We start from the raw sequence: 26,510 nt of genomic DNA, 5'->3' as shown, positions 1-26,510 counted from the left end.
TATTCATGAATTTCTTACAGACAGAGGACAGTTTGGTTAAGACAGGTTTAATACACATTTATATTAGAATATTATATAATTACCTAGTAGGACTACATCTAGATTAAGGGGTGTAATAATTGAGTAAACTTGCGGTACTCACGGGCGGGGGAGACTGCCCGGGGCTTAATGCGGTGATTCGGGCAATTGCTAAGAGTGCACACGGATATGGGATTGAAGTGCTCGGCATTAGGGACGGTTTCCGTGGAGCGGTAGAAGGAGATTTTGTGCCTCTGTCTCTGCAGAATGTCTCGGGTATTTTACCACGTGGAGGTACGATTCTAGGAACTACGAATCGAGATAACCCTTTTGCCTATCAAACGAAAGTGAAAGGGATTATTCAACCTGTCGACCGTTCAGAGGACGTGATTCGTAATTTACAAGGTCATGGAGTGGACGCATTACTAGCGATTGGCGGAGACGGAAGTTTGAAGATTGCTCTTGAGTTTGCCAATAAAGGCCTTAAAGTCATCGGTATACCCAAGACCATTGACAATGATCTAATGGCCACAGATCAGACCTTTGGCTTTCAAACCGCGGTGGATACAGCTCAAGAAGCCTTAGACCGTTTACATACCACCGCTGAATCACATCACCGGGTTATGGTTCTTGAAGTTATGGGGCGATATGCCGGGTGGATTGCTTTGTACGCTGGGGTTGCAGGAGGAGCAGATGTTATTCTGATTCCTGAAATCCCCTACAATCTAAATCGAGTTGCATTATGCATTCAACGTCGGGCAAAACAAGGCAAGAAATTTAGCATTATTGTCGTAGCAGAAGGTGCAAAGCCTCTGGGTGGTGAAATGGTCGTGGAACGTATGATGGAGGGACGAGTCGACCCAGTTAAACTAGGAGGAATTGGTGCCAAAATAAGTAAAGATCTCGAAGAACACTATGGTATGGAAACCCGCGTGACAGTGCTCGGGCATCTTCAACGTGGTGGTTCCCCGAATGCCTATGATCGAGTGCTTTCTACGCGCTATGGGTCAGCGGCGGTGGATGCTGCACTGGAAGGGGAATTTGGGGTCATGGTCGCACTACAGGGTAGAGAGATTGTCCGAGTTCCTCTTCGTGAAGCCGTTGACCAAATTAAACTTGTACCCCTAAATGATCCATTGTTATTATCGGCGCGTACTCTTGGGATGGAGATGGGGGATTAAAAAGGATAGGAGGGAGAGCAATGGAAGATAAGTTATCTCTTGCTGAGTTTGAGAGGTTCCTGGATGAGACTTGCGACTCTTTACGAGGAGATCGGGATGGTGAAGAATTTAAAGAGTATGTTATTGCCATTGTTTTTCTAAAACGTTTGAACGACCGATTTAATTTAGAGCGTGAGTTCAGGTATAATAAACTTAAAGCCCAGGGCTTATCTCAACCTGAAATTGAAAAAGAGTTAGAAAAAAGGGAATCCTATCGTTTGTTTGTACCAAGGATAGCGCGTTGGGATGTAGTAATACATGTAAAACAAGGCCTAGCTGATTACCTATCAAAGGCTTTTGCAGAGATTGACGATAAAAATCCAAGCTGCCTAGGTCTTTTAAATACCATTGACTTTAATAAGACCACTGAAACCGGTCAAAAGTACGTTACAGATGATGATCTAATTGAGTTAATGAAACGATTTGAGAAATTAGAGCTTTCTGATGATCACTTGGCATTTTAAAGCTGGGTAGTCCTTTGTATTTTAATTACACTTCAAAATCTAAAAACGGAGAGATTGTCACGTTGACAAATCTCTCCGTTTTTTATATACGACCTCTATATGCTGAACGGATCCACCACTTAACCCGAATGCGAAGGTTTTGAGTTACCCCACTTTATCATCAGAGGATTTATCATCAGCGTTTTAATTTTAGTTTAGGGGTTGCCAGAGTAAAAGGACGTTGATATAATAAATTAATATATTAGTGCTTTAACTAGGTAAAGCGCTAAACGATATATATAGTTTAGATAAATCGTTTGGGATATTGGAGAGGGGATGCCAAGGTTGGATAAAGACTTTTTGACGATTGCGTTACCTAAGGGAAAATTACTGATTGACTCGATTCAATTGCTGAGTCAAGTGGGAATAGAATGCAGCCATGTCGACGAAGATTCCAGGAAGCTATTTTATGATCTTCCAGACAGTAAAACTAAGATTATTATTTGTAGACCTACGGATATTCCAACGTATGTAGAATATGGAGCCGCGGATCTTGGCTTTGTAGGGAAGGATACCTTACTGGAAGAAAACAAGGATGTAGCTGAATTACTGGACCTTAAATTCGGCTATTGTCGTTTTGTGGTGGCTATGTTGGAGGCGAGTGTTCCACCTAAACTTCCGAGTGGAGAGTACGATTTAAGCGGGCTGAACCATCAAAGGGTAGCTACGAAGTTTCCCCGGGTTACAGAGAGCTTTTTTAGTGGTATAGGAATGCAGGTTACTCCCATCAAACTCCACGGAAACATGGAGCTAGCGCCATGTGTCGATTTGGCAGAAATGATTGTCGATATTGTTTCCACGGGAAAAACCCTCAGAGAAAACCATTTGGTCGAGGTGGCTCCGATTCTTGAAGCTACGACTCGCTTGATTGCTAATCGTGTGGCTTACCGCCTGAAATATGAGCGAATTAGAGATTTAGTTGAACGGTTACGTGGGCATTTACAAGAGGAGATCTCGGCGAAATAGTGGGCCTCGGAAACATTGTATATTGAATGGATAGGCAAAGGATTGGGAGGATATATAGTTATGAAGGTTGAGAATCTAAACGACGTTGATTTGAAACGTCTTACACGTAAATCCTATGGAGACGATGAGCTACTGGAGCAACGTGTTGCTGAAATCATAAAGCGTGTTCGGGAGGATGGAGAAGAAGCAATCTATCAGATGACGGAAGAATTTGATCGTGTAGATTTGCGTCAAAAAGGCTTAAAAGTCACGGAGGAAGAAATACAAGGGGCCTATAAAGTGGTTACTGAGGATTTTTTACGAGCTTTACGGACAGCTAAAGGGAATATTTTACGCTATCATGAAAAGCAAAAACGAAGTTCCTGGTTGGAACCAGATCCAGACGGGAGTATTCTTGGACAATTACTTCTCCCCCTCAAGCGAGTGGGTATTTATGTTCCAGGAGGAACAGCGTCTTATCCTTCGTCGGTTTTAATGAATGCTTTACCGGCAGTTGTAGCTGGGGTTAAAGAAATTGTCATGGTCAGTCCCCCAAGAGCAGATGGTACACTTCTTCCCGAGGTATTAGTTGCGGCTGCTGAAGCAGGGGTGACTGAAGTGTATAAAGTAGGCGGGGCTCAGGGAGTTGCCGCCTTAGCCTATGGGACGGAAACTATCTACCCGGTGGATAAGATAACTGGGCCGGGAAATATCTATGTAACCTTAGCTAAAAAGCAAGTCTTTGGAACAGTCGATATTGATATGCTGGCAGGTCCTAGCGAAATCTTAATTTTAGCGGATGAGAGCGGATCTGCGGAAGAGTTAGCGGCAGATTTACTGTCCCAGGCTGAACATGATCGTTTAGCCTCAGCAATTTTAGTCTCTCCATCTCGAGAACTCCTTGAACAGACCATCGCTGCTGTGGAGCGGCAGCTCCAAGATTTACCTCGTGTCGAAATCGCTCGCGCGTCCTGGGAAACCTATGGGGCCGCCATTCTTGTCCCAGATCTCCAAGCTGGGATGGATTTGGCCAACAAAATTGCACCGGAACATTTTGAACTGGTTGTGAAAGATCCGTATTCTTGGTTAGGGCAAGTCCGAAATGTCGGTGCTGTCTTTTTAGGACGGTATTCTCCAGAACCAGTGGGAGATTACTTTGCGGGGCCGAATCATGTTTTACCAACGGGAGGATCGGCGCGTTTTTATTCTCCCCTTAATGTGGATATGTTCATGAAGAAGGTTAGTGTCATTGGATATTCGGAAGTAGCCCTTAAACGAGATGCTCGGCAAATCGCTTTACTTGCCCGCAGCGAGGGACTAGAAGCCCATGCTCGCGCGGTGGAAGTAAGGTTTAGGAATAAAAAAGATTGAGTTAGAGGTAGAGAAAGCCATTAGGAGGGCAACTTAAGCTGTTGCCCAGAAATGGCATAAAGGAGATGTAATCAATGGAAAGTAATCCAGAACGGTTCGTTCGGCCTGGAGTTCGACAGTTGATTCCTTATGAAACGAAACATATGCCAGAATGCATTAAACTCGATGCCAATGAAAACCCCTTTCCTTGGCCCGTTGGAATGCAGGAAACCCTGTTTAAGGGGAAACCAGCGTTTAACCGTTATCCGGATGGAATGGGTCAGGAGCTTAGGACACGCATTGCTAAGTATACTAAAACCTCTCCGGAAGGAATCCTTATAGGTAATGGATCGGATGAGTTGATCCAACTGATATTACTCACGTTTGGTGGTCTGGGGAAATCTCTTATTATCCACCCGCCGACCTTCGGAATGTATCAAATTTATGCACGTTTAACCGAAACTACCGTCGTGGAAGTTCCATTGTTAAACGGTCTTGACTTAGATACAGAACAGATGTTAAAGGCAGCACAAGCACCTGAGGCACATGTAGTTGTCATTTGTAATCCCAACAATCCCACTGGATCCCAGTTCCCAAGGGATGAAATTCTCCGACTTGTACGAGAAAGCGGTAAAATCGTTGTCGTGGATGAAGCTTACGCAGAATTTTCAGAGGAAACCCTCATTCCTGAAAGTGGTAATTACCCAAACCTTGTGATAATGCGAACGTTTTCTAAGGCTTTCGGAATGGCCGGCCTCCGTTTAGGGTATTTGATTGGACAACCCGAAACCATTTCCTTAATTAACAGAGTACGACCGCCGTTCAATGTTAACTCGTTCAGTCAGAAAGCTGGAATTCTGGCTTTGGATTATCTGGAAGAGTATCAAAATCAAATCGATCAGATTAAGGTAGAGACGCAAAAATTACAATATGCCTTGAAACTACTACCGAAGGTGACGGTCTATCCAACGCGTGCTAATTTTATCCTTTTTAAGCCGGAAGATCCTGACCTATGGGCGTCGGAATTGCTTAAACGTGGCTTCCTCGTACGGAACATGGGAGAACTTCCTATTCTCGGCAAATGCTTACGTATCAGCTCAGGGATGCCACAGGAAAATGAAGAGTTCATTCGAGCAGTTAAGGAGATTAGCACTCGGCAAAGCTAACTATGAAGAGGAATCAGAAAAATTCGAGATGGTATTATGATAATCTGAAACAAAAAAACATTTAGCCTGTGAGATATTTGAGAGGAGAGAACCCATGCGAGAGGCTTGTATTGAACGTAAAACTAAAGAAACAGAAATCCGTGTGCGCTTGAATCTGGATGGAACGGGAGAGGCTCAAGTTAAGACTGGGATTGGTTTCTTTGATCATATGCTGACAGCATTTGCCCGATTTGCTTATCTGGATCTTAGCCTTGAGGCCAGCGGAGATTTAGAGGTGGATGCCCACCACACCATTGAGGATTGTGGAATCGTGATGGGGCAAGCGCTTCGGGAGGCTTTCGGCGATAAAGCGGGGATTGAGCGACTTGGGGAAGCCCAACTTCCTATGGACGAAGCACTGGTTCAAGTGGCCTTAGATCTTTCCAATCGCCCTTATCTTGTCTGGGATGTGGATTGTCCGGACGGTATGGTCGGAGAGTTTCCAGTCGAGATGGCAGAAGAGTTTTTCAGAGCGTTAGCTATGCAGAGTGGGCTCACTCTACATATTAGAAAGCTTTCAGGGAAAAACCGCCATCACATTCTAGAAGCAGCCTTTAAAGGGGTGGGAAGAGCTCTAGGTCTAGCTTTGCGCCAGAATACTCGATATCGCGGAATCCTTTCAACCAAAGGAGTTTTATAGATGATTGGAATTGTAGATTATGGACGGGGAAACTTAAGAAGTGTAGAGAAAGCATTGGAAAAGGTCGGATTTGAAGCAACTATTATGTCGTCTCCAGCGGAGTTAAGCCAAGTGAGGGGACTCATACTCCCGGGAGTTGGAGCGTTTGCCGATGCAATGCAGGCCTTAGAACAAGGGGGGTGGATTGAACCCCTTACCCAATTTGCTCGCTCGGGTCGCCCTTTTCTGGGGATATGTCTGGGGATGCAGATTCTTTTCGAAATAGGAGAAGAACACGGCGAACACTCTGGGCTAGGACTTTTAACAGGGCGGGTGGTAAAATTTCCTCATGGTAAAAAGGTTCCGCATATGGGATGGAATAGTTTGGAACTGGAACAGTCCTCAATTTTAATGGAAGGGATACCAAATCAATCCTACTTTTACTTTGTTCATTCCTATTATGCAGAGCCTGATGAGAAGAAAGATATAGTAGCAACGAGTGACTATGGGATTGTCTTTCCTGCCGTTGTAGGCAAAGACAATGTCTGGGGGGCACAATTTCACCCAGAAAAGTCAAGTCCTTGGGGACTTCAGTTATTAACGAATTTTGGAAAGTGGGTGAATGAGGATGTTGCTCTTTCCAGCAATTGATCTAAAAGAGGGGAAAGCGGTACGCCTTTTGCAGGGGCGGATGGAAGATTCCACGGTTTATGCAGAAGACCCAGTTATAGTTGCTAAGGAATTTGAAAAACAGGGTGCTGAGTATCTACATATGGTTGATCTGAATGGTGCTTTTTCCGGAAAACCTATGAATGATGAGACCATACGGAGAATCGTCGGCAGTGTATCTATGAAAATTCAAGTTGGTGGCGGAATCCGCACGATGGAGCGGATTACTGAACTTTTAGAGTTGGGAGTTGAACGGGTAATTCTGGGAACGATCGCCGTAAAAAACCCTGAATTAGTTGCCGAAGCTGCGCGCCGATACGGGAAACGCGTGATTGTCGGAATTGATGCCAAGGATGGTCTGGTAGCAGTTCAAGGCTGGGCGGAAACGACAGAAATGCGAGCGGTTGAATTAGGAAAGGCTATGAAAGCCGTGGGAATTCAGACCGTGGTATTTACGGATATCTCACGTGATGGGATGCTCCAAGGCCCTAATATTGAGAGCACAGTACAGATGGCTCAAGAAACTGGCCTATCAGTGATTGCCTCAGGAGGGATTTCTACCTTAGATGATCTGCGCAATCTACAAGGTGAGGCGCAAAAAGGAGTTTCTATCGAAGGAGCCATTACGGGAAGAGCGCTCTATAGTGGAGCCTTTACCCTTCAGGATGCATTGGAGGCTGCTCGAGGGAAAACGAGCGGCATTGGGGATGGATATTTAGGACAAGACCAAGAGGTAAAAGAGAGTTAAGGAGGGAATGGTATGTTAAGTAAGCGGATCATTCCCTGTTTAGATGTCCATGATGGGCGTGTGGTTAAGGGAACAAACTTTGTACAGTTACGTGATGCGGGGGATCCAGTGGAACTCGCTGCTCTCTATGACCAAGAAGGCGCTGATGAGCTGATTTTCTTAGATATAACCGCATCCTCGGATAACCGGGAAACCATGGTGGATGTAGTACGTCGCACTGCCGAACAAGTTTTTATTCCCTTCACCATCGGTGGTGGACTGCGGACGATTGAGGATATTCGCCGCATGCTTAGGGCAGGGGCGGACAAAATTGCTTTAAATACGTCAGCGGTTCAGACTCCAAGGCTCATTCAAGAAGGGGCTCATGCTTTCGGTAGCCAGTGTATCGTTGTGGCCATTGATGCCCGAAGCAAGGCGCCGGGTCAATGGGAAGTGTATATCCATGGAGGAAGAACGCCTACGGGCAAGGATGTTTTGGAATGGGCTGCTGAGGCTGAGGCTCTTGGTGCAGGAGAGATTCTCTTAACCTCCATGGACCGTGACGGGACCAAGATTGGGTATGAATTGGAACTGACTCGGGCAGTGAGTCGAGCCGTGACTCTACCTGTCATAGCGAGCGGTGGGGTAGGAACGTTAGAGCATTTAGCGGAAGGGTTAACGCTTGGGGAGGCGGACGCTGTCTTAGCGGCTTCGATCTTTCATTATAAGGAGTACAGTATTGAGGAAGCTAAGCGGTATTTAGCGGAACTAGGAATTTTAGTACGAGGTTCGTAGTTCGATTCGTAATACGAATTTGCACGTCAAAAGCAAGTCGGGGACGGTTCGTGACTTGCATTAACGAATCACGAACCAAGACTTGGATAAGTGATAGGTGATGGTACGTATAGAAAGGTAGAGATACTATGAATGTAAATGAAATACAAGCCTTAGACTTATCGAAGATCCGCTGGGATGCCCACGGGCTTGTTCCTGCAATTGTCCAGGATGTCGAGACGAAGGAAGTTCTGATGCTTGCATATATGAATGAGGAGTCCTTGAGGCGGACTCTGCTTGAAGGAAAGGCTTGTTATTATAGCCGAAGTCGACAATCTCTTTGGCTGAAGGGAGAAACCTCCGGACATTTTCAGGAGATCGTTGATATTAAGTTCGATTGTGATCAGGACGCCTTACTGTTGAGCGTAAAGCAGACCGGCATGGCTTGCCATGAAAACTACTTTTCGTGTTTTCACTATGATCTGACTAGCGAAGGGTTTAAAGGGACCGGGGAACCAGCAGTAAGGCCTGAGCCCACACTGGGTAGAACCCTAGAGCTATTGACTGACGTAATCCACTCTAGGAATTTGGAACGACCTGAAGGAGCTTATACAACCTATCTCTTTGAGAAGGGGATTGACAAGATTCTCAAAAAAGTAGGAGAAGAAAGTGCGGAAGTAATTATCGCTGCTAAAAATTCAGATTCGGAAGAGATAAGGTGTGAAGTTTCGGATTTGTTCTATCATGTCCTAGTGATGTTGGAAGAACGCGGTGTAGAGGTTGGAGAGGTCAGTCGAGAGCTGCTTAAGAGGCGAAAGTAGAGGTTAGAGGTGGGTTATAGTAACTTATTGTTGCTCTAGCCCACCTTAAGATATTTCAGGGAAACTAGTGGCCATGCTATGGGCTATTCCCACGTTTTACTAAACTTTGGAGTAAGATTCATATGCAATTGATGTCCTGTTGATCTGTGGCAATTAAGACAGGATTTGTTTGTCATTATTGTTTCATAATGGTTAATTTTTTCGGAGTTAGCCAATATCGGTGCATCTGAATAGTCCTTAACATCCCCCAGATGACAAGCAATACAATTATTTTCTGGTATGACTGCACTAGTGGGAAGTGTAAAATTATCAGTTACATGTTGGAAAACATAATTAAGCCCTCGACTTTTGGAATGAATCCAAGCTAGTGAGCCACGTGGTTCATGGCATTCAAGGCAGTGGACGAAATTATGGGCAGACTGCTGCCAAGAAGTAACATAAGGTTCAATGTAGTGGCATTTCGAACAGAACTGGGGTTGAGATGTATAATTATACGTGCCCTTCCACACTACATATCCAATAATTAAGACGCCAATTATACTTAAGGTTAATTTTTTCCACACAAGCTTAGCCTGCTTTCTAACAATATGATTTTAGGATAAGCACTTATAAATAAATTATTCAAGTCAACATTTAATTTGAGTAATTAAGGAATATGAATAATATTAAAAATGCCCTATAGGTTAGACTTTACTGTCCACTCTATAGGGCGAAATTATACTATTAAAGCATTGTGTACTATACTGTATAAACGTTTCCAAATAGGGGTTAAATGTGCAGGTTATACTTTACCCCCTACGTTTTACTTCGCTAAGTCTTGGTATCCTTGATAAATAAGATCAAAAAGATCTTTAAGTTCCTCTTCCTCGACACAGGAGAAGGCTACTCGAATATCGCTCTCTCCTAGTGAGATGACTCCTACACCATATTGTTCAAGGAGATGTACTCGCAAGGCTTCTGCATCCACGCCTTTGAGCTTCAGACACATGAAGTAGCCTGAATTAAAGGGATAGTAGTCCCATGCATCGTTATAATCTCCGTGATCAAGAATCTGTTTGACCTTACAAGCACGTTTCTTTAAGATTTCGAATTTTTGTAGTCTTTGAGTTTGAAATTCAGTGGATTTAAGGGCTGTTAAAACAAATGTTTGAGCTGGATGAGAGGCACTGGAAATCGTTCCTCGAAGAATGCCTAACGTCTTTTTCTCTAAGGCATCCAATACTGCTGGGAATTCTGATCCATAGGTAATAAACCCTACCCGAAAGCCCCAGAGATACTCCTCTTTCGTGGCCCCATCGACCTTAATGGCTAATATTCTTGGATGAATACTGGAGATGCGGCCAAACAGGGATTCCTGAATAGAGTCCTCATAGAATAACCCAAAATAGGCGTCATCGCTAATCACGACCAGATTCATTCCTTGATCGGCGACTTCCTTAAGAGCTTCGACTATCTCTGTTGCCTCTAGTTCTGTAGGGGTATACCCTGTCGGGTTGTTCGGAAAATTAAGTAATAAAACAGCTTTTCCGTGGTCTTTCTTTGAAAGTAAGGCCTCTTTCATGCCAGTGGTATTTAAGGTCCCCTCCTCAGTATAGAAAGGAAAGGTTACAGTTTTTGCCCCTCTACGAACCCCAAAGATAAAGTTATAATTGCCCCATAATTTATCAGGTAGAACCAAGGGGTCGTTAGCATCAATAAATAAGTCCGAGATAATACTCAAGCCATGGGTCAAGGCATTTGTTACGATGGGATTACTGAAGGATTTATCCTTTAAGGATGGGTTTTCTATTAACATTTTTTCTCGCCAAAGTTGTCTTAGCTCAGGTTTTCCTGCAGGGGGAGCATAAGGATAAAGGTCCTTAGGTTCGTAATTAGATAATGTGTCTTGGATTAATGGCAGAAACATGGGTTGATCTTTCTCAGTTGCAATTCCTATCGTAGCGTTAAAACGATAAGCCTGTTGTTTAGCTTCAGCAGTTTGGGTTAAGATCCCCTTGGGATAGAACAAGTTTTTTCCGAGTGTTGATAATAATTCATAAACATAGGGATTTTCTTGTTGTATTTGATGATTTAAGGTTTGGGCAATCTCGTTCATTAATATTTCTCCCTTGCTTAATCTTTGGTGTCATCCCCGAGCCGAATTTCATAATAGCTAGCTACTAAATTGTACACTAAAACGACGATTTCCTCTACTATTTTGAGAAGGAGAAGGAATTTTTTGAATTATAGAGAAGTCTAAGGTATTGATAGATTAAATACTAGTAACACAGGGATATTTTTATCCAATCGTTAAGCCTCCACTATTAGTGGGAGTGGTACCCCCGCTTAGGTGGGAGCAGAAAAAACACGAGTTCACTGAGTGGAGCTTTTGTAATGATTGAGTTGACCAATTTGAGGAAGAAGATAAATGGAGTGGAATTATGGATAAATCTAGCCTCGAAGATCTAATTAAAAAGTTGCAAGTGGCACCCGGGATCAATGGCAAAGATGAATACTTTAATTCCGCAGTGTTAGCATTACTTATGCTAGTCGATGAAGAGTTTCATTTTGTCTTTCAGAAAAGGGCTGCTTCAATAAGACAAGCGGGAGAAATTTGCTTTCCAGGTGGGAAGTTTGATCCATGCAAAGACGCTGATTTTAAAGAGACAGCAATCAGAGAGACTGCAGAGGAATTAGGTGTTCCCTTAGATAAGATTCAGGTCGTTGGTACACTTGATACCGTCGTAGCGACAGGCACTACGGTTGATGCATTTTTAGGTGTTATAGACATTAATAGTCTAGATGATTTACATATTAATCCCGATGAGGTTGAGAGAATTTTTTCGATTCCAGTTTCCTACTTTGAAACAACGGAACCAGAGGTATACAAGGTAAATATTGTTGCCTATCCCTCATACGTTAATCAAGCTGGGGAAGAGGTTATTCTTCTTCCGGTGAAAGAACTAGGGTTACCGGAGCGGTACACAAGGCCCTGGGGAAATACTCTTAATAATGTTTATGTTTATAGAGTTGCGGGAGTGACAATATGGGGAATTACGGCAAGATTAATTAAGGATGTTATGACAAAGATGCGAATACGCACCAAGAACTAGCTCCAAGAAACCAGTGGAGCATTTCGATTAGGAATACGGTGATATTTAAATTGTGGGTAGCCAAGCATTATGGCACCGTAACATTTGTGTCCCTCTGGCAAGCCTAAAGCTTTGGTCAAAGGTGCATAGGAATTAGCTGCCGAAGTCAAGTAGCCTGCCCAGCAGGTTCCAAGCCCTTTGGAATAGGCGTAAAGTTCCAGGTAGGTCAGGGCAATTACGCAGTCGGAAGGTACAGAGGGCAGATTGGAGGGAGCATGGGTCAAAATTATATGAGGAGCTCCGTGGAAAATCCGGTCTACCCCATCTTCCCAGCTAGAAACCAAACGTTCCATACGTTTAGCCGCAACTTCATCCGGGATTTTTTTAGCCATGATCCTGGCCCAGTCAATTACCAGGGATGCCAAAGAATGAGTTTTTGAGGAATCTTCAAATACTTTCCAATGGACTTGTTGCTTATTACTTCCAGTGGGTGCAAAACGGCCTAGATCGATAAGTTCGGCAAGAAGTTCATGGTTCACTGCTTGTTTTTGGTAGTTGCGGATTGAGCGTCTAGAAGTTAGGAACTGTTTTATAGTTTCGGAATTAGGCAGCAAGTCTTTTTGTACTAGGGGGTATTCATCTATTAGCATGTTGTTAAAAGTTAAAGCACCGTGAGGGCATACTGCTACACAGTGGCCGCAGTTTAAGCAATATTCTTCAGCATTTTTCACTGGGGTAGGGAATCTGTCCTCCGTAAAATCAATAATCTTGGTTGGACATTCTCTAGCACATATTCCGTCGCGCTTACATTTTTCCTGATCGATTTTAAACAAACTCATTTACTTCCCGTCCCTTCAGCAATATTTGAACTTAACCAAAAACAAGATTCTCAAGTCTACTATGTTTCCTAACTACTAAGTGTCCGTTTTTTTCTCTGTCTTAGATTGTTCGACATTGGTATAATGATTTTCCTTTGCAACAGGAATAATTTATGCGCGTTTATCCTATGATAATAGTCATCAAAACAAAAAAGTTAGCAAAAAGTTACTCTTGAAATCCATTTAAGGGAGTGCTATGATTATATAAACCGTTGAAGGGGAAGTAAAACCGCATGACCAACCTCACAGAGAGCCGAGTAGGGTGCAAGCTTGGCAGGTAACGGAGCGAGTAAATGGGCCCCAGAGGGTGGCGCGAAAAAGCTAAGGCTTTAGTAGTTGCCAACGCAAAGCCAGCGTTATTGGGCTAAGGGTGTGTTGGCACTCTGCATGAGAGGATGCATAATGATCTATGCATCAACTAAGGTGGTACCGCAGATTTACGTCTGTCCTTAATTTTAGGATAGGCGTTTTTATTTTGGGTCCACACTTCGTTCCATACAGTACCGCGATTAAGGTGGAACGTGCAGAGAAGGAAACCCTCAATTTTTTTAATTAGAATAGGGAGGTATCTTCTATGAAAAAGCGATTAGCGGTAATGATCTCGACTATTATGACCTTGGCTCTAATGTTCTCCTTAACGGCATGTGCACCTAACAAAACTGAAACCCCAGCGGACAGTTCAGACGGGAAAAAGACAATCGGGATCGTGCAAATTGTTGAACATCCTTCGCTAAACACGATTAGAGAGTCTCTCATTGAAGAGTTACAGGCCCAAGGCTTTAAACATGGGGAAAAGATCACCATTGATTATCAAAATGCTCAAGGTGACCAGACGAACTTAAAAACAATTGCTCAAAAATTCGTAAGTAATAAATATGACCTCATTGTTGCCATAGCAACTCCTTCCGCTCAAGCAGTGGTCAGTGAAACTAAGGATATTCCCATTCTTTTCTCGGCATGTACTGATCCCCTAGGATCTGGCTTAGTTACGGATATGCAGAAGCCGGGTGCCAATGTCACTGGGACGTCAGATGCGGTTTCGGCAGAAAAAATTATGGAACTGGGTATGCGCATTACTCCCAATATCAAAACAATAGGAGCTTTATATAACTCCAGTGAAACAAATTCTGTTTCCGTAATCAAGGAATTAAAAGAGTATGCTCAGAAGAATAATATGACCGTGGTAGATGCTACCGTGACCAATTCTTCGGAAGTACAGCAGGCAGTTACTTCACTGGTTGATAAAGTGGATGCAGTTTTCTCGCCTATTGATAACACGGTTGCTTCAGCTATGCCTGTCGTGACTCAAATAGCCAATAAAGCAAAAAAACCCATTTATGTAGGTGCAGATTCCATGGTTAAAGATGGAGGACTTGCAACTTACGGTATTAATTATCAAGTCTTAGGTAAAGAGACTGGAGTAATGGCTGTAGAAATCTTGAACGGTAAAAAGGCTGGAGATATTCCAGTAAAAACTATGAAGGATATGGATATCTATTTAAATAAGACGACAGCCAAGGCAATCGGGATTAATTTACCGGATGATGTATTGAAAGAAGCTGCTCAGGTTTTTGAGAATTAAGAATTAACAAGGGGTTTAAAGTAATGAGTGTCATGGTTTTAATGGGTTCCTTTGAACTTGGAATAATCTACGCAATTATGGCTCTAGGAGTTTTTATATCTTTTAGAACGCTTAATATGCCTGACCTAAGTGTAGACGGAAGTTTTGTCCTCGGTGCAGCAGTGTCCGCCGTTATGACTCTAAGCGGGCATCCGTTTCTCGCCTTAGGGGTCGCATTTATAGCAGGATGTGGAGCAGGGTCGATTACAGCCTTGCTTCATACCAAACTAAAGATTCAACCTCTTTTAGCTGGAATTCTAACCATGTTAGCTTTATACTCTTTGAACCTTAAGGTTATGGACGGTAGGGCTAATATCCCGCTGATTAATAAGGTGACTGTCTTCAGTGCTTTACAAGAGACGGCTATAGGAGATTATAGTAAGTTAGTGTTCTCCTTAGCAGTGTTGACCTTGTTGCTCCTAATATTGTTCCTCTTTTTGAAGACGAGGCTAGGATTTGTTTTAAGAGCGACAGGGGACAATGACCACATGGTCAGAGCACTAGGGGTTAATACAGATTCTGTTATTCTAGTGGGATTAGCTATTTCCAATGGACTAGTTGCCGTGGCTGGTGCGCTGATCGCCCAGTCTCAATCTTATGTCGATGTTGGTATGGGAATTGGTATGGTCGTTATCGGACTCGCCTCAGTCATTATCGGTGAAGTCGTTTTTGGAATTAGTTCTCTCCTAAGAAGGCTCATTGCCGTGGTTTTAGGGTCAGTGCTATATCGCTTGATCATTGCTATCGCGCTTGAAATTGGGATGCCAGCCACCGACCTTAAACTTGTATCTGCGGTAATTGTAGCTTTAGCTATGGCGATGCCGATTATTAAGAAGCGCCTTTCTGTTGTGAAGCGGAAATCATCACTTCGTGGAAGGAGCAAAAAAACGGATGCTTAGAATAGAATCCTTGAGTAAAACCTTTGGAAAAGGGAGCACTAATGAAAAAGTTGCTCTCAATGAGATTAACCTAGCTCTTCAGGAAGGGGAATTTCTGACGATCATTGGTGGTAATGGCGCCGGAAAATCCACGCTCCTCAATTGTATCTCAGGAGTATATGAGATTGATGAAGGTAGAATCATCCTTGACTCGAAGGATGTTACTTTTGCTCCGGAGTATAAACGCTCAAGACATATTGGCAGGGTCTTTCAAGATCCCCTAAGGGGAACGGCCCACGATATGACCATTGAAGAGAACTTGGCTATCGCCTTTGCTAAGGGGAAATCCGTAGGATTACAACCCGGTGTGACAAAAAAGGATATGACTCTTTTTAAGGAACGGCTTGCGCTGTTAGAGCTTGGTCTTGAAAATCGAATTAAGCAGAAGGTGGGGCTTCTTTCCGGTGGACAGCGTCAAGCCCTCACGCTTCTTATGGCTACCCTCATAAAACCGAAGCTCTTGCTTTTGGATGAGCACACTGCAGCCCTTGACCCTACCATAGCAAGAAAGGTATTGAGCTTAACTCGCAAACTTGTTGCTGAGGAAAAACTCTGTACTTTGATGATCACACATAATATGAAGGCTTCGTTGGAATACGGAACTAGGACGATTATGATGCATGAAGGTAAGATTATGATGGATCTTCAGGGCCAAGAAAGAAAGGATATGACTGTCGATCGATTGATCGAGCAGTTCGAGAAACGCAGTGGAGCTGAGCTGGACAACGATCGAATGTTATTAGGCTGACTCGAAGAGTAAAAAGTGTGTAATTCAGAAAAACGCAAAAACGCCCCTAGCAGAATTCGCTGGCGGCGTTTTTGCGATTTCTCTACCGAGGATCGGTATGTGAAAATTTCCTTCTATGGCATATAATAGATAGAGAGCGAAATTCTAAATTTAAGAAGCTAAAATTGAACTGAGAGTGTAATAGGGAAAGGTTGGAGCATTCTTGAAGAAACGTCTAATGAAATTTTTGGTTTCTATGGTTCTAATAACAATACTTGGTTGTACTACTATTTTAATTGTTAACAACCATGTTGAATCAGTTGGTAAGACCTACATATTAAGCCCGAGCGACATTCCTAAAGCGGATGCTATACTCGTCTTAGGTGCCTATGTTTTTCCGAGTGGAACTGTGTCTACTATGCTTAACGACCGTTTGACCGTTGGGTATGAACTATACGAGCAAGGAAAAGCGCCCAAACTACTAGTTAGTGGGGATCACGGACGGAAGGATTATGATGAAGTCAATTCTATGAAAAACTTCTTAAAGAATAAAGGAGTACCTAGTGAGAATGTGTTCATGGATCATGCTGGTTTTAGCACCTATGAGAGCATGTACAGAGCACGAGATATTTTCCAAACACAAACGTTAATTATCGTTACTCAGGAATATCATCTTAAACGAGCAGTTTTTGTGGCTAGAGAGCTAGGGATAGATGCCTATGGAGTAGCTTCCGACAAACGTGATTATGGACAAGCTATGACTTATTATAACCTTAGAGAGATTGCAGCTAGAAACAAAGACTTTTTCTGGGCGAAGATCATTAAACCTGAACCAACGTTTCTGGGAGAATCAATCCCGGTTTTTGGTAACGGCAAGGTGACGGATGATAAATAGTTAAATAAACAGAAATTATGGTTAGGGGAATAGAGGAATATAATAAATTTCGGCGAATTCCAATTTATCAGACTATGAATAACCATTCATAGTTATAGCTGGCAGTGCCCATGCATTTAGGAAAGGTGGAAAACTGATGAATTGGAAAACAGTCAAACTTGATATTATGGATACGGGAGTAGCAGTGCTTACCCTGAATCGACCTGAAACCATGAATTCCGTTAACGATGAATTCTGTGCAGATGTCCAGGCGGCTTGCAAAGAAGCCTCGGAAAATGAGGCTGTCAAAGTCTTAGTCATTACCGGAGCCGGTAAGGGATGGTCGAGTGGTGGTGATATTTCGATGCTAGCTAAAATTAAGGATCCTATCAGCGCCAAAGAAACCTATGATTCCTCCGGTGAACTTGTAACGGCAATCTATGAAATGAAGAAACCTGTTATAGCTGCACTTAATGGAGTGGTAGCAGGTGCTTCAGTGGCTGCCTGTATGGCTTGTGACCTGATTATTGCCTCTGAAAGGGCACGCATGGGGTTTACCTTCATGCAATTAGCATTTTGTCCGGATAGTGGAGCCTCGCATTTTCTAATTCAGAAGGTAGGCTATCATAAAGCCCTGGAATTACTCTGGTTTGGTAAAATCCTTAACGCAGAGGAAGCTGAAAAACTAGGATTCTTTAATAAAGTAGTGCCCCATGAAGAGTGCTTGCCCGAAGCCATAAGATGGGCTGAAACGTTGGCTCTGCAACCATTAATGACAGTAGGCCTCGATAAGAAACTATTGCGTGAGGCAGTACGGAACGATTATTACCAACAGACAGAGTTAGAGGCCATGTATCAGGTTCTGACTTGGTCTTCAGAGGATTTCAAAGAAGGGTGTGCAGCATTTGCCGAGAAACGTAAACCGATTTTTAAGAATCGATGATAGGGCTTAGTTAAAGTTACAAATGACTAATTGACTTAGGACTCTAAGATAAGTCGACTTTATCTTAAGAGTCCTATTTATTGTGGAAATAGAACTGAAAGTAAGAAGAACGTCCAGCGCTTCCTTTACTTTATGTATTCATAGAGGTATATTAGATTTTAGCGAAAATGTTGAGGCGTTAAAGGAGGTCTACCCATCGATGAGAGTTACAGATCTAACTCATAGTATTTATTCAGAAATGCCTGTTTACCCAGGGACAGAACAGCCAATTCTTCAGAAAGCAAACACGTTGGAGAAGGATGGTTTTCAAGAGGCAAAAATCACAATGTACTCACATACTGGTACTCATATAGATGCGCCAGCCCATATGCTCGAGGATGGATTATACTTAGATCATTTTAAGATCGATCAATTTATTGGGAAGGCTATGATTATCGATTTTTCAAAGGTTAAGACCCCCTACATGGAGCTTGATCAGTTAAGACCTTATGAGGAAAAAATAAAAAGTGTCGACTTCATTATCCTCAAAACAGGATGGAGCAAGTATTGGGGGGAGCCTCAATACTATGAAAATTTTCCTTCTTTAACTGAAGAGGCAGCTCATTGGTTATCGGGATTTAAGCTAAAGGGAATTGGAATTGATGCAATATCCGTTGATGATATAAAAACAACTACATTTGCGATTCATAAACTATTCTTGAGTAAGAACATTTTGATTATCGAAAACATAACTAACTTAGAATCCATTGACAATGAAGATTTTATTATAAGTATTATGCCACTAAAAACTAAAAATGCTGATGGTTCACCCGTACGAGCATTTTCAATAGAAGATCGGAATTGCTTTTTGGGGGCCAAGTAAAAAGAATGACTAACCATAAGTGGGAGTGCAAAAGGCTCCTCATTCAATTGCGAATGAGGAGCCTTTGACTATGTGCTTATAGTTTAACCTTGACCAGGGAGTTTTTTCAGTCTTGAATTATTTGTTGCAATAATATATATTGCAGCTGCCCAAATCAAGCTGGCAATAATCGTTCCAGCATTGAAGAATCCTTTTTGAGCGGTGTAAAGGATAGAATAACCAACCGCACCTGGGAGAAGAGCGTAATATGTGAATACGACCATTGTCTTACGGATAATATAGCCTTCTTTTCCAAGGAGACCTACAACGGCTGAAGCAGCAACTACATTGTGTACGCAGATAACATTACCTGCGGCACCTCCAATGGCTTGAAGAGCTACAATCCATGTAGGATCAACCCCAATTCGTTCTCCCACACCGAACTGGAACAAGGAGAACATCATGTTGGAAACTGTGTTACTTCCAGCTACGAAAGCTCCAAGGCCACCGATCAAAGGAGCAAAGATTGGCCATGCAGATCCTGCTAACCCAGCAACAGCGTCAGCAAGGACGATAGGCATACTATCGAGACCAGCTCCGCCGCCTTTTGAATTCATGAACACTTGAACCATAGGGACTGTGAAGATTAGAGCAGAACCAGCTCCAAGCATTGTCTTTGCTGAGCCTTTCCATGCTCTGGCATAGGCTTTTCCATTCATTTTATGCATGAAGAAGGTAATAAGGGATACCACGATAAATACCGTACCAGGTAAATAAAGAGGTTGGAAGGAGGCTGTGATGTTTGTTCCCAAAATTTTTGGCCAAACAACATTCCAACTCTTGACCCAACCTAAGAAGGGCAAGAAACTGAGTCGAGTAAGCACAAGGAACAAGCCGACGAGAACATAAGGCATCCAAGCCATCATACCACTCATCTTAGTTTTAGCGGAGATGTCCTTAATTTCAATGGAGCCAGTCCAGGAGGGATCCCATTTTTCTTTGGCTTCGAAATCCCAAGCTTCTCCTTTGGGCATGAGGAAGCCTTTTTTAGCAGCTGTTACAACAATTGCAAGACCTGTTAATCCACCGATCATGGAAGGGAATTCTGGTCCGAGAAGTTTAGCTACGGCAAGGTAAGGAATTGTCATAGAAAACGCAGCGAAAAGTGCAAATTTCCAAATCTTGAGACCTTCACTAAAGGATTTATTTTTCCCAAAGTAGCGGGTCATGAAAGCTACGACGAATAGGGGAATAAAGGCACCTGCAATGAAATGAAGCGTAGCAACTTTGGTTGCGATGGCAAATCCGACGAATGAACTCCAGTCGGCATAGCCTAAAGATTGGGCATAAGCTTGTAATTCAGGAGTTTTGAGACCTGTACCAACTCCAACGAGCATTGGTGTTCCAACAGCTCCGAAAGATACAGGAGTACTTTGAATCATCATTCCAGCAACGACGGCAGCCATAGCTGGGAATCCAAGTCCAACCATCAAAGGAACAGCAACTGCAGCAGGAGTACCGAATCCTGAGGCACCTTCAACAAAGGAACCAAACAACCAAGCAACGATAATAACTTGAATTCTTCGGTCGGCGGTGATTCCAGTGAAGCCTCTCCGAATGGCTTGAATCGCTCCACTTTCTTGCAATGTATTTAATAGAAGAATAGCACCAAAAATAATGTATAAGAGTGTACCAGCAGTAATAATACCATTAATAGTTGCTGCGCCTACTTGGGCACCCGGAATTTTCCAAACAAAAAGTGCTAGTACAACTGCTGTGAAAAATGAGAGCGGCATGGCTTTACTTGCAGGCCATCTTAACCCTACAAGAAAGATTGCAACAACAGCGATGGGCAGTAGGGAAAGTATTGCTAATAATCCTGTGCTCATGTAAAGACCTCCTTGATTTTTTTGTAGAAAAGATATGATAGTCTAATTCGAAGCCAGTTCGACAAGTCACCCCCTTTTTATTTCGAGGCTCCTCTTTTCAATAATAGCCGTAATGCAGCTGCAGATGGTCGACCTATCAGACCGCACAGGTCAAAAAAATATCTAAAAGAGGTATATTCATATAATAAACTAAATCCAAAATATTTTCAATAAATAGAGTTTATTTTCACTAATGTTTATTTTTAAGGTTGAAATTATTAAATAATTACTTCAAATGCAATTCAGATAAGTTAGAAAATATAATATTTGCAGAAATGTTTACTAGGTAAAAGAATATTGAAATCTATAGATAGGTTAATAGTTCGGTATAATAAATGTTTATAATAATATGGTATTATTAATAATTACCATATTATTTATATAAAATACCATTTCCTGTCTACCTACATTTGTTCTAAAAAGTCAGAAAACGTTTCTTTCTCCGTCTCTAAGTGTAGAGTTGGTAACTTCATTTCAAGGGACATTAGAGGCTTGGTATAGTTCAGTATTGAAGACTGCAATAGTGGGGAGTCCGGTCAGCAAAGCCAAACTAACTAATGATTTGGATATTAGTGTTTTACTTGAGTACAATGTAGATATAAAACTTGAAAGGGAGGTAAAGGGATGGAACGATTAATACTGCTTTTACTTGGAATTGCGGTAATCTTCGCGGGTATAACCTATCTTCTCGGGCGAGTATTATCGCGTGTAAAGAGTATTAAATATTCACCAGCCGTACTGTGCTTAATTGTGGGTCTGTATTATCTTTACTTGGCTAAGATTGTGCGAAGCGGTGAAGGATTTGAAGACTTAGCGAATGTTCTATTATCAGTGATGTCTCTCACGGGCTTTGTATCAGGGCTAATTACAGCTTTAATCTTAGATTTCGTATTGCCTCGGTTTAAACCTTAGTAATGACATAAAAAAAAGTTTGAAGTTCTACTTTACATTGACGTTACGTAAACGTGTATATTAGTTTTAGGAGGTGATCACGTGGAATACACAGTGCAAAAATTTGCTCAGATGGCGGGTGTCAGTACTCGTACTCTAAGATATTATGATGAGATCGGAATTCTTAAGCCAGCAAGAATTAACTCTTCAGGGTATCGAATTTACGGTCAAGCAGAGGTCGATCGATTACAGCAGATACTTTTTTACAGAGAGTTGGGTGTGGGCTTGGAACGTATCAAAAGTATTGTGGCTGCGCCGTCCTTCGACGGAACAAAGGCACTGAAAGAACATCGTGAGAAGCTTCTTGAAAAAAGAGAGCAATTGGATGCATTGATTTCCAATGTTGACAAAACCATCGCCTTAACCGAAGGGAGAATTACAATGTCTGATAAAGAAAAGTTTGAAGGTTTCAAGCAAAAGCTTGTAGATGACAATGAAGCAAAGTATGGCAAAGAAATTCGCGAAAAATATAGTGATCAAACAGTGAACAAATCCAATCAAAGACTTATGGGCTTGTCGCAAGAGCAATACGACAAAATGACAAAGCTTGCCACAGAAGTTAATGAAACCCTTTATGCAGCCTTTAAAACAGGAGATCCCTCAGGGGAACTTGCTCATAAAACTGCAGATCTGCATCGTCAATGGCTATGCTATTCTTGGGCTAGTTATTCAAAAGAAGCTCATGCTGGGCTTGCTCAGATGTATGTTGACGATCCGAGATTTACAGCTTACTATGATGAAAAACAACCAGGAGCCTCTGAATTTTTAAGAGATGCAATCTTCATCTATACAGGAACGTAAAACAAGGGGACAGGTGCACTGTTTCGCCGAAAACGCGAAATGGTGCACCTGTCCCCTTATTTCGAGTTAAGATAAGATTAAATAAGACAAGATGGCCGTTCCCACAAGGATACTCTCAGGGATGATAAGCATTTGCAGAACCTTATTTAGATCAGCTTTAAAATATTCAATAGTAAGGGATAGGCAGAGGTGCATAGGACTGAGCATTGTTCCAGCTGATCCGGCCATAAAAACCAATATTGCCAGCGGTAGACTAACCTGTCCCCCAGAAGCGGCCATAACAATTGGAAAGGCAATGCCGATGTAAGAACCAGTTTGTCCTGTCAAGAAAGCGAGCAAAAAGGCAATCAAGGCGAAAATTAGAAACTCGGGCACTGGGAGCGATCCTAGCAAGGCAGGTAATTCATCAAAAGAACCGACGGTTTCCATCACCTGTTTAAAGAGCATAATCCCCCAGATCATAATTAGAGTTTTTATAACGATAGCTTTGCGAGCAATTCTATAGAATTCTATTAGATTGGTTTTATGCCTCAGGATGAGTACAGCAATAATTATTGTAATGGCTAAGGTTATAGGTACTTTAGCAAAAACAAGGCCCACGAGTGCTAATACAGGGAGGGTACTAAAGAAAACGTCTGTTAGAAGTTTCTTTTTAGTATTGTTCGCCGAGCTTTGAAACATTGTTTCACTATTTAAATGAGGAGCAACTGCTAATTCTTCATCAACCTTGATACGGAACAGAAAAGGTAGTCCTAGAAGAATTACTAAAATACCATAAGGCATAAGTCCCAGAAGTACTTGAGTTAGCGGTATACCAGTAATGGTTGAGACTAGAAGTACTCCCGTATACAGAGGCAAAAAGAATTCCCATATGTGACGGTAATAGAAATTGATAAAGGTTTTTTGCACTGCAGGGACACTTTTACCCACCGCTTGTTCAACTAAGGGTGCAGAGAAAAGGGCCCCTCCGGCACTAGGCATGAGTCCTATAAAGGCGGGTATGATTGCCATTACAATTCTACGATCTTTTATTAGCCGAGTTAAAGAATTAAGCATACGTTCTAAATACCCTTTTTGCCTTAAGATTTGCTCGAGAATCATAATCAAGACTAAAATAGCCTCGATTTCTATGGTAGAAGGATCTTTCGTCGCATCCCAGGCCATTCCAAGTAACCCAGTAATATCAGTACCGAATAAAAAGGCTAAAACAATTGAAGCCCCAATCACCACATAAACTAAAGGAATCTTTCGCCATAGCAGGACCATCATAACAATGAATACAATCAGCAATTTTGCAGTCTCCATGAATTACTCCCTCTTTTTCTATAATATAATTGCATTTGAAATATTCGTCACTTTTGCTAAAATACCTTTATCGGTTGTTACGTGCTTTTGAGCCATTCACCTTGGATTAAATTATCAGTCGTATTAGGTTTGAAAGTTGAAACCATCCAAAGGGGTTTTGAGAGTCCTTGGATGGTTCGCTGTTTTTATTGCTTCCGCAAGGTTACATTGTTGGTAAAACAAGGTATAATAAGAAGATCAAGTACTTTTTAGTTCAGTGATAATAATCCTAATAGTAATCTGCTAAACCGTTAGTTATTTTAATTTGGAGGTTTAAAATGATCGTTGAAGTTTATCCTAGAATTTACAAGAACGAAATACCTCTCCCTAATAATCCGCTTAAAGCTATCAATAGTTACATCATAGTATCTGAGAAAAGGAATTTGATTATCGATACAGGTTTTAATACGATAGAATGCCTGACTGAGTTAATGAAGGGTCTAAAAGAATTAAACGTTGACATAAGCAAGACGGATCTTTTTATAACGCATATGCATGTTGATCACTCAGGTCTTGCACATATACTTAAAGAACAAGGAGTGCAAGTCGTATATTTTAGTCAGATCGATGGAGAAATCTCAAATCGGTCATCTCAACGAGATGAGTTTATTGAATCAATCAATAAGTTGTTAGGCTTTAGTACTGATAATGAAATAGAATTTGGCAAAGAGTTTGGAGTTAGGCGGACTGAGCCTCTTGATTTCAGCCCATTGTATGAAGGGGATAGTATTGAAATTGGAGATTACTGTTTCGATGTCGTAGATATTCCTGGACATACGCCTGGGCATATAGGCTTGTATGAGAAAAAACATAAGCTGTTTTTTTGTGGAGACCATATATTAGATGAGATTACTCCAAATATAACCTTTTGGGGATTTGAGCAGGATATTTTAGCAACTTATATCAAAAGCCTCAACAAGGTCTATAACTTTGAAATAGATTACTTGTTGACGGCACATAGGAAAATTGTTAGGAATCATCGAAATAGAATTAACGAGCTTCTCCATCATCATGAGGAACGCCTCCAAGAGATTTTAAGCATCTTAAAAGGTGGCAGAAAGACTCCTGTTGAAATGGCTGCATCCATGCACTGGGATATAGGTCATAAGAAATGGTCGGATTTTCCACCTTCTCAAATGTGGTTTGCTTCAGGAGAAGCACTATCCCATCTAGAACATTTAGTTCACATCGGCGTTGTTGAGAGGACAAGAGAGTCCGGGGTGCTTTATTACGAAATTAAGGGGAAATAGCCCAATAGCATTGGCGCATGTAAGATAACCGTAAGGAAACAATTTTGTGCCATTTCTTGTTAAGCCAACAAGAGGTGGTTTTTCTTGCGCTTAATTGTGTATTGTTATTGATAAAGGTCTTCCCGACGTTGCCTTAAGATTGGCAAAGCCTCTCTAACCTCTGCAATTTGAGTAAGATCAAGATCAACTAAAAGAATTCCCGGTTTTTCGTCCAGTTGAGCAAGTACTTGACCCCATGGATTCGTGACTAAGGAATGACCATATGCTACATAAGAAGCATGAGGATTACGGGCGGGGGAAGTGCCCAGCATGAAGATTTGGTTGTCTAAGGCACGGCTCCGAAATAACAACTCCCAATGGGCGGGACCCGTGGTCATATTAAAAGCGGCTGGGACTATGACCAGACTGGCTCCTTCCGTAGCCAATTTCCTGGTTAATTCCGGGAAGCGTATGTCATAGCATATTTCTATACCGAATTTTCCCCAGGTTGTTTCAAAAAGCGTGGCAGTATTTCCAGGAGACAAGACCCTTGATTCAGTAAACTCAATCCCATTTTTGACACATATGTCAAAAAGGTGGATTTTACGATGTGTAGCAATAATATCCCCTTTGGGGTCGAATACAACACTGGTATTGTAGATCCGTTCACCATCCAGTTCTGGAATTGAGCCGCCTATGAGAAACAGGCCATTGGTACGTGCTAAGTTTGCAAGGTGGTTTGTAGTTTCTCCTGAGGGAATTATCTCAGCATAGCCTCGAAAGGAATGTATATCATAGGGGCAATTGAACATTTCTGGTAAGACCGCTAGTTGTGCACCACCTGCAGCGGCCTCTTGTAACATTGACGCGGCTTGGTTGAGATTTTGTTGCTTATCAGCCGTAACAGGTAGTTGACATAACGCTATCCTTAGATTGTTCATAGAGAGCCCTCCTAATTCTATTACTAAGTTAATAATTCACGTGTTCACCATCTTCTATATTATAGTATGAATCTCTCGTCCTCAAGCACAAGAGTGCTGAACCCAATCGATATATAGATCTATAAGATCCAGAAATCTCTTATCAAGGTGAGTATAATCAGTAGGAATGAAATCTAGATTTACTGCCATAATAACAATTAGGTTAAATGAACAGGAGGAATAAGAAATGAAAAATGTGACTATGTTTACCAACAATACCTGACCATACTGTACCGTAGCGAAGAAGTTTCTTTCGCAAAACAATATTCCGTTTGAAGAGAAGAATATCAGCACAGATCAGGATGCTTTGCTAGAATTACAACGAAGAAACATCAATAGTGTACCCGCTTTTTTGGTAGGGGATGAAACAGTAGTTGGTTTTAACAAGGATAAGATTCTCGCTCTTCTGCATTAAACTTAACACACTGATGTGAACCGCTGAGCCCTTAGGCTCAGCGGTTTGATGCTGTCTTATTCATTTTTATCTTTTTCTGCAATTCCACTTCTTCTGTTTCCGTTTGCAAATTGTAATT

27 protein-coding genes and 1 other annotated feature are annotated in these 26,510 nt (G+C 42.0%); of the genes, 21 read left to right on the top strand and 6 right to left on the bottom strand.

Features of this window, described 5'->3' with window-relative positions; genetic code table 11:
* Positions 1-119 precede the first annotated feature (119 nt).
* The 10 genes from HGJ98_RS00435 to hisIE all read left to right on the top strand — a co-directional run bounded on the left by HGJ98_RS00435 (position 120) and on the right by hisIE (position 8,851).
* Positions 120-1,199, top strand: a complete 1,080-nt coding sequence (locus HGJ98_RS00435; RefSeq protein ID WP_291349017.1) for a 6-phosphofructokinase — start codon at positions 120-122, stop codon at positions 1,197-1,199.
* Between the two features lie 20 nt (positions 1,200-1,219).
* A complete protein-coding gene (locus tag HGJ98_RS00430; protein ID WP_291349016.1) occupies positions 1,220-1,702 on the top strand; it encodes a type I restriction-modification system subunit M N-terminal domain-containing protein in 483 nt (160 codons plus the stop codon).
* 324 nt (positions 1,703-2,026) lie between these two features.
* On the top strand, positions 2,027-2,707 hold the full coding sequence (hisG, locus tag HGJ98_RS00425) for an ATP phosphoribosyltransferase (protein WP_291349015.1): 681 nt from the start codon (positions 2,027-2,029) through the stop codon (positions 2,705-2,707).
* A gap of 60 nt (positions 2,708-2,767) precedes the next feature.
* On the top strand, positions 2,768-4,057 hold the full coding sequence (gene hisD, locus HGJ98_RS00420) for a histidinol dehydrogenase (RefSeq protein ID WP_291349014.1): 1,290 nt from the start codon (positions 2,768-2,770) through the stop codon (positions 4,055-4,057).
* 74 nt (positions 4,058-4,131) lie between these two features.
* A complete protein-coding gene (hisC, locus tag HGJ98_RS00415; RefSeq protein WP_291349013.1) occupies positions 4,132-5,202 on the top strand; it encodes a histidinol-phosphate transaminase in 1,071 nt (356 codons plus the stop codon).
* A gap of 94 nt (positions 5,203-5,296) precedes the next feature.
* On the top strand, positions 5,297-5,881 hold the full coding sequence (hisB, locus tag HGJ98_RS00410) for an imidazoleglycerol-phosphate dehydratase HisB (protein ID WP_291349012.1): 585 nt from the start codon (positions 5,297-5,299) through the stop codon (positions 5,879-5,881).
* Complete coding sequence (hisH, locus tag HGJ98_RS00405; protein WP_291349010.1) at positions 5,882-6,511, top strand: imidazole glycerol phosphate synthase subunit HisH; 630 nt, start codon at positions 5,882-5,884, stop codon at positions 6,509-6,511.
* Complete coding sequence (gene hisA / locus HGJ98_RS00400) at positions 6,489-7,277, top strand: 1-(5-phosphoribosyl)-5-[(5-phosphoribosylamino)methylideneamino]imidazole-4-carboxamide isomerase (RefSeq protein WP_291349032.1); 789 nt, start codon at positions 6,489-6,491, stop codon at positions 7,275-7,277. Before hisH ends, hisA begins: the two co-directional genes overlap by 23 nt.
* A 12-nt stretch (positions 7,278-7,289) precedes the next feature.
* Positions 7,290-8,051 carry an imidazole glycerol phosphate synthase subunit HisF gene (gene hisF, locus HGJ98_RS00395; protein WP_291349009.1) on the top strand — a complete coding sequence of 254 codons (762 nt, stop codon included), beginning with the start codon at positions 7,290-7,292 and terminating at the stop codon, positions 8,049-8,051.
* Positions 8,052-8,179: 128 nt separating this feature from the next.
* Complete coding sequence (gene hisIE, locus HGJ98_RS00390; protein WP_291349008.1) at positions 8,180-8,851, top strand: bifunctional phosphoribosyl-AMP cyclohydrolase/phosphoribosyl-ATP diphosphatase HisIE; 672 nt, start codon at positions 8,180-8,182, stop codon at positions 8,849-8,851.
* Positions 8,852-8,934: 83 nt separating this feature from the next.
* Here the strand turns inward: hisIE and HGJ98_RS00385 are convergent, their stop codons facing one another.
* Both HGJ98_RS00385 and HGJ98_RS00380 read right to left on the bottom strand, forming a co-directional pair.
* Positions 8,935-9,414, bottom strand: a complete 480-nt coding sequence (locus HGJ98_RS00385) for a NapC/NirT family cytochrome c (RefSeq protein ID WP_291349007.1) — start codon at positions 9,412-9,414, stop codon at positions 8,935-8,937.
* 239 nt (positions 9,415-9,653) lie between these two features.
* Positions 9,654-10,946, bottom strand: a complete 1,293-nt coding sequence (locus HGJ98_RS00380) for an aminotransferase class I/II-fold pyridoxal phosphate-dependent enzyme (RefSeq protein ID WP_291349006.1) — start codon at positions 10,944-10,946, stop codon at positions 9,654-9,656.
* Between the two features lie 325 nt (positions 10,947-11,271).
* Here HGJ98_RS00380 and HGJ98_RS00375 point away from each other — a divergent pair, with 325 nt between their 5' ends.
* Positions 11,272-11,943 carry a CoA pyrophosphatase gene (locus HGJ98_RS00375; RefSeq protein WP_291349005.1) on the top strand — a complete coding sequence of 224 codons (672 nt, stop codon included), beginning with the start codon at positions 11,272-11,274 and terminating at the stop codon, positions 11,941-11,943.
* On the opposite strand, the gene HGJ98_RS00370 is transcribed toward HGJ98_RS00375, so the two are convergent.
* Complete coding sequence (locus HGJ98_RS00370) at positions 11,940-12,761, bottom strand: nitroreductase family protein (protein ID WP_291349004.1); 822 nt, start codon at positions 12,759-12,761, stop codon at positions 11,940-11,942. The genes HGJ98_RS00375 and HGJ98_RS00370 overlap by 4 nt on opposite strands.
* 242 nt (positions 12,762-13,003) lie before the next feature.
* Positions 13,004-13,254, top strand: a binding site (T-box leader).
* Between the two features lie 120 nt (positions 13,255-13,374).
* Here HGJ98_RS00370 and HGJ98_RS00365 point away from each other — a divergent pair.
* The 6 genes from HGJ98_RS00365 to HGJ98_RS00340 all read left to right on the top strand — a co-directional run bounded on the left by HGJ98_RS00365 (position 13,375) and on the right by HGJ98_RS00340 (position 18,765).
* On the top strand, positions 13,375-14,382 hold the full coding sequence (locus tag HGJ98_RS00365; RefSeq protein WP_291349003.1) for an ABC transporter substrate-binding protein: 1,008 nt from the start codon (positions 13,375-13,377) through the stop codon (positions 14,380-14,382).
* 23 nt (positions 14,383-14,405) lie between these two features.
* On the top strand, positions 14,406-15,320 hold the full coding sequence (locus tag HGJ98_RS00360) for an ABC transporter permease (RefSeq protein WP_291349002.1): 915 nt from the start codon (positions 14,406-14,408) through the stop codon (positions 15,318-15,320).
* A complete protein-coding gene (locus HGJ98_RS00355; protein ID WP_291349001.1) occupies positions 15,313-16,107 on the top strand; it encodes an ABC transporter ATP-binding protein in 795 nt (264 codons plus the stop codon). Before HGJ98_RS00360 ends, HGJ98_RS00355 begins: the two co-directional genes overlap by 8 nt.
* Positions 16,108-16,309: 202 nt before the next feature.
* Entirely contained in the window at positions 16,310-16,981 is a 672-nt protein-coding gene (locus HGJ98_RS00350; RefSeq protein ID WP_291349000.1) for an ElyC/SanA/YdcF family protein, read from the top strand.
* 136 nt (positions 16,982-17,117) lie between these two features.
* On the top strand, positions 17,118-17,903 hold the full coding sequence (locus tag HGJ98_RS00345) for an enoyl-CoA hydratase/isomerase family protein (protein WP_291348999.1): 786 nt from the start codon (positions 17,118-17,120) through the stop codon (positions 17,901-17,903).
* A gap of 199 nt (positions 17,904-18,102) precedes the next feature.
* The gene (locus HGJ98_RS00340; protein WP_291348998.1) at positions 18,103-18,765 is read left to right on the top strand and encodes a cyclase family protein; all 663 of its coding nucleotides are present in this window, start codon (positions 18,103-18,105) and stop codon (positions 18,763-18,765) included.
* 83 nt (positions 18,766-18,848) lie between these two features.
* Here HGJ98_RS00340 and HGJ98_RS00335 read toward each other — a convergent pair whose 3' ends face one another.
* Positions 18,849-20,633: an L-lactate permease gene (locus HGJ98_RS00335; protein ID WP_291348997.1), complete on the bottom strand. Its 1,785-nt coding sequence runs from the start codon at positions 20,631-20,633 to the stop codon at positions 18,849-18,851.
* 663 nt (positions 20,634-21,296) lie between these two features.
* On the opposite strand from HGJ98_RS00335, the gene HGJ98_RS00330 reads away from it, so the two are divergent.
* Entirely contained in the window at positions 21,297-21,584 is a 288-nt protein-coding gene (locus tag HGJ98_RS00330) for a hypothetical protein (RefSeq protein ID WP_291348996.1), read from the top strand.
* 81 nt (positions 21,585-21,665) lie between these two features.
* Positions 21,666-22,424 carry a MerR family transcriptional regulator gene (locus HGJ98_RS00325; protein WP_291348995.1) on the top strand — a complete coding sequence of 253 codons (759 nt, stop codon included), beginning with the start codon at positions 21,666-21,668 and terminating at the stop codon, positions 22,422-22,424.
* A 66-nt stretch (positions 22,425-22,490) separates the two neighbouring features.
* On the opposite strand, the gene HGJ98_RS00320 is transcribed toward HGJ98_RS00325, so the two are convergent.
* Entirely contained in the window at positions 22,491-23,729 is a 1,239-nt protein-coding gene (locus tag HGJ98_RS00320) for a DUF401 family protein (protein WP_291348994.1), read from the bottom strand.
* 317 nt (positions 23,730-24,046) lie between these two features.
* Here HGJ98_RS00320 and HGJ98_RS00315 point away from each other — a divergent pair, with 317 nt between their 5' ends.
* Positions 24,047-25,018 carry an MBL fold metallo-hydrolase gene (locus tag HGJ98_RS00315; RefSeq protein WP_291348993.1) on the top strand — a complete coding sequence of 324 codons (972 nt, stop codon included), beginning with the start codon at positions 24,047-24,049 and terminating at the stop codon, positions 25,016-25,018.
* A gap of 104 nt (positions 25,019-25,122) precedes the next feature.
* Here HGJ98_RS00315 and HGJ98_RS00310 read toward each other — a convergent pair whose 3' ends face one another.
* A complete protein-coding gene (locus HGJ98_RS00310; RefSeq protein WP_291348992.1) occupies positions 25,123-25,938 on the bottom strand; it encodes a carbon-nitrogen hydrolase family protein in 816 nt (271 codons plus the stop codon).
* A gap of 226 nt (positions 25,939-26,164) precedes the next feature.
* Between HGJ98_RS00310 and HGJ98_RS00305 the strand changes: the two genes are divergently transcribed.
* Entirely contained in the window at positions 26,165-26,392 is a 228-nt protein-coding gene (locus tag HGJ98_RS00305; protein ID WP_291348991.1) for a glutaredoxin family protein, read from the top strand.
* Positions 26,393-26,510: the final 118 nt, after the last annotated feature.

It is taken from the genome of Desulfosporosinus sp. (assembly GCF_014237355.1).
GTDB lineage: Bacteria > Bacillota > Desulfitobacteriia > Desulfitobacteriales > Desulfitobacteriaceae > Desulfosporosinus.
Note: the sequence above shows the minus strand (reverse complement) of the source record. Positions and strands in the feature narration are given on the sequence as shown.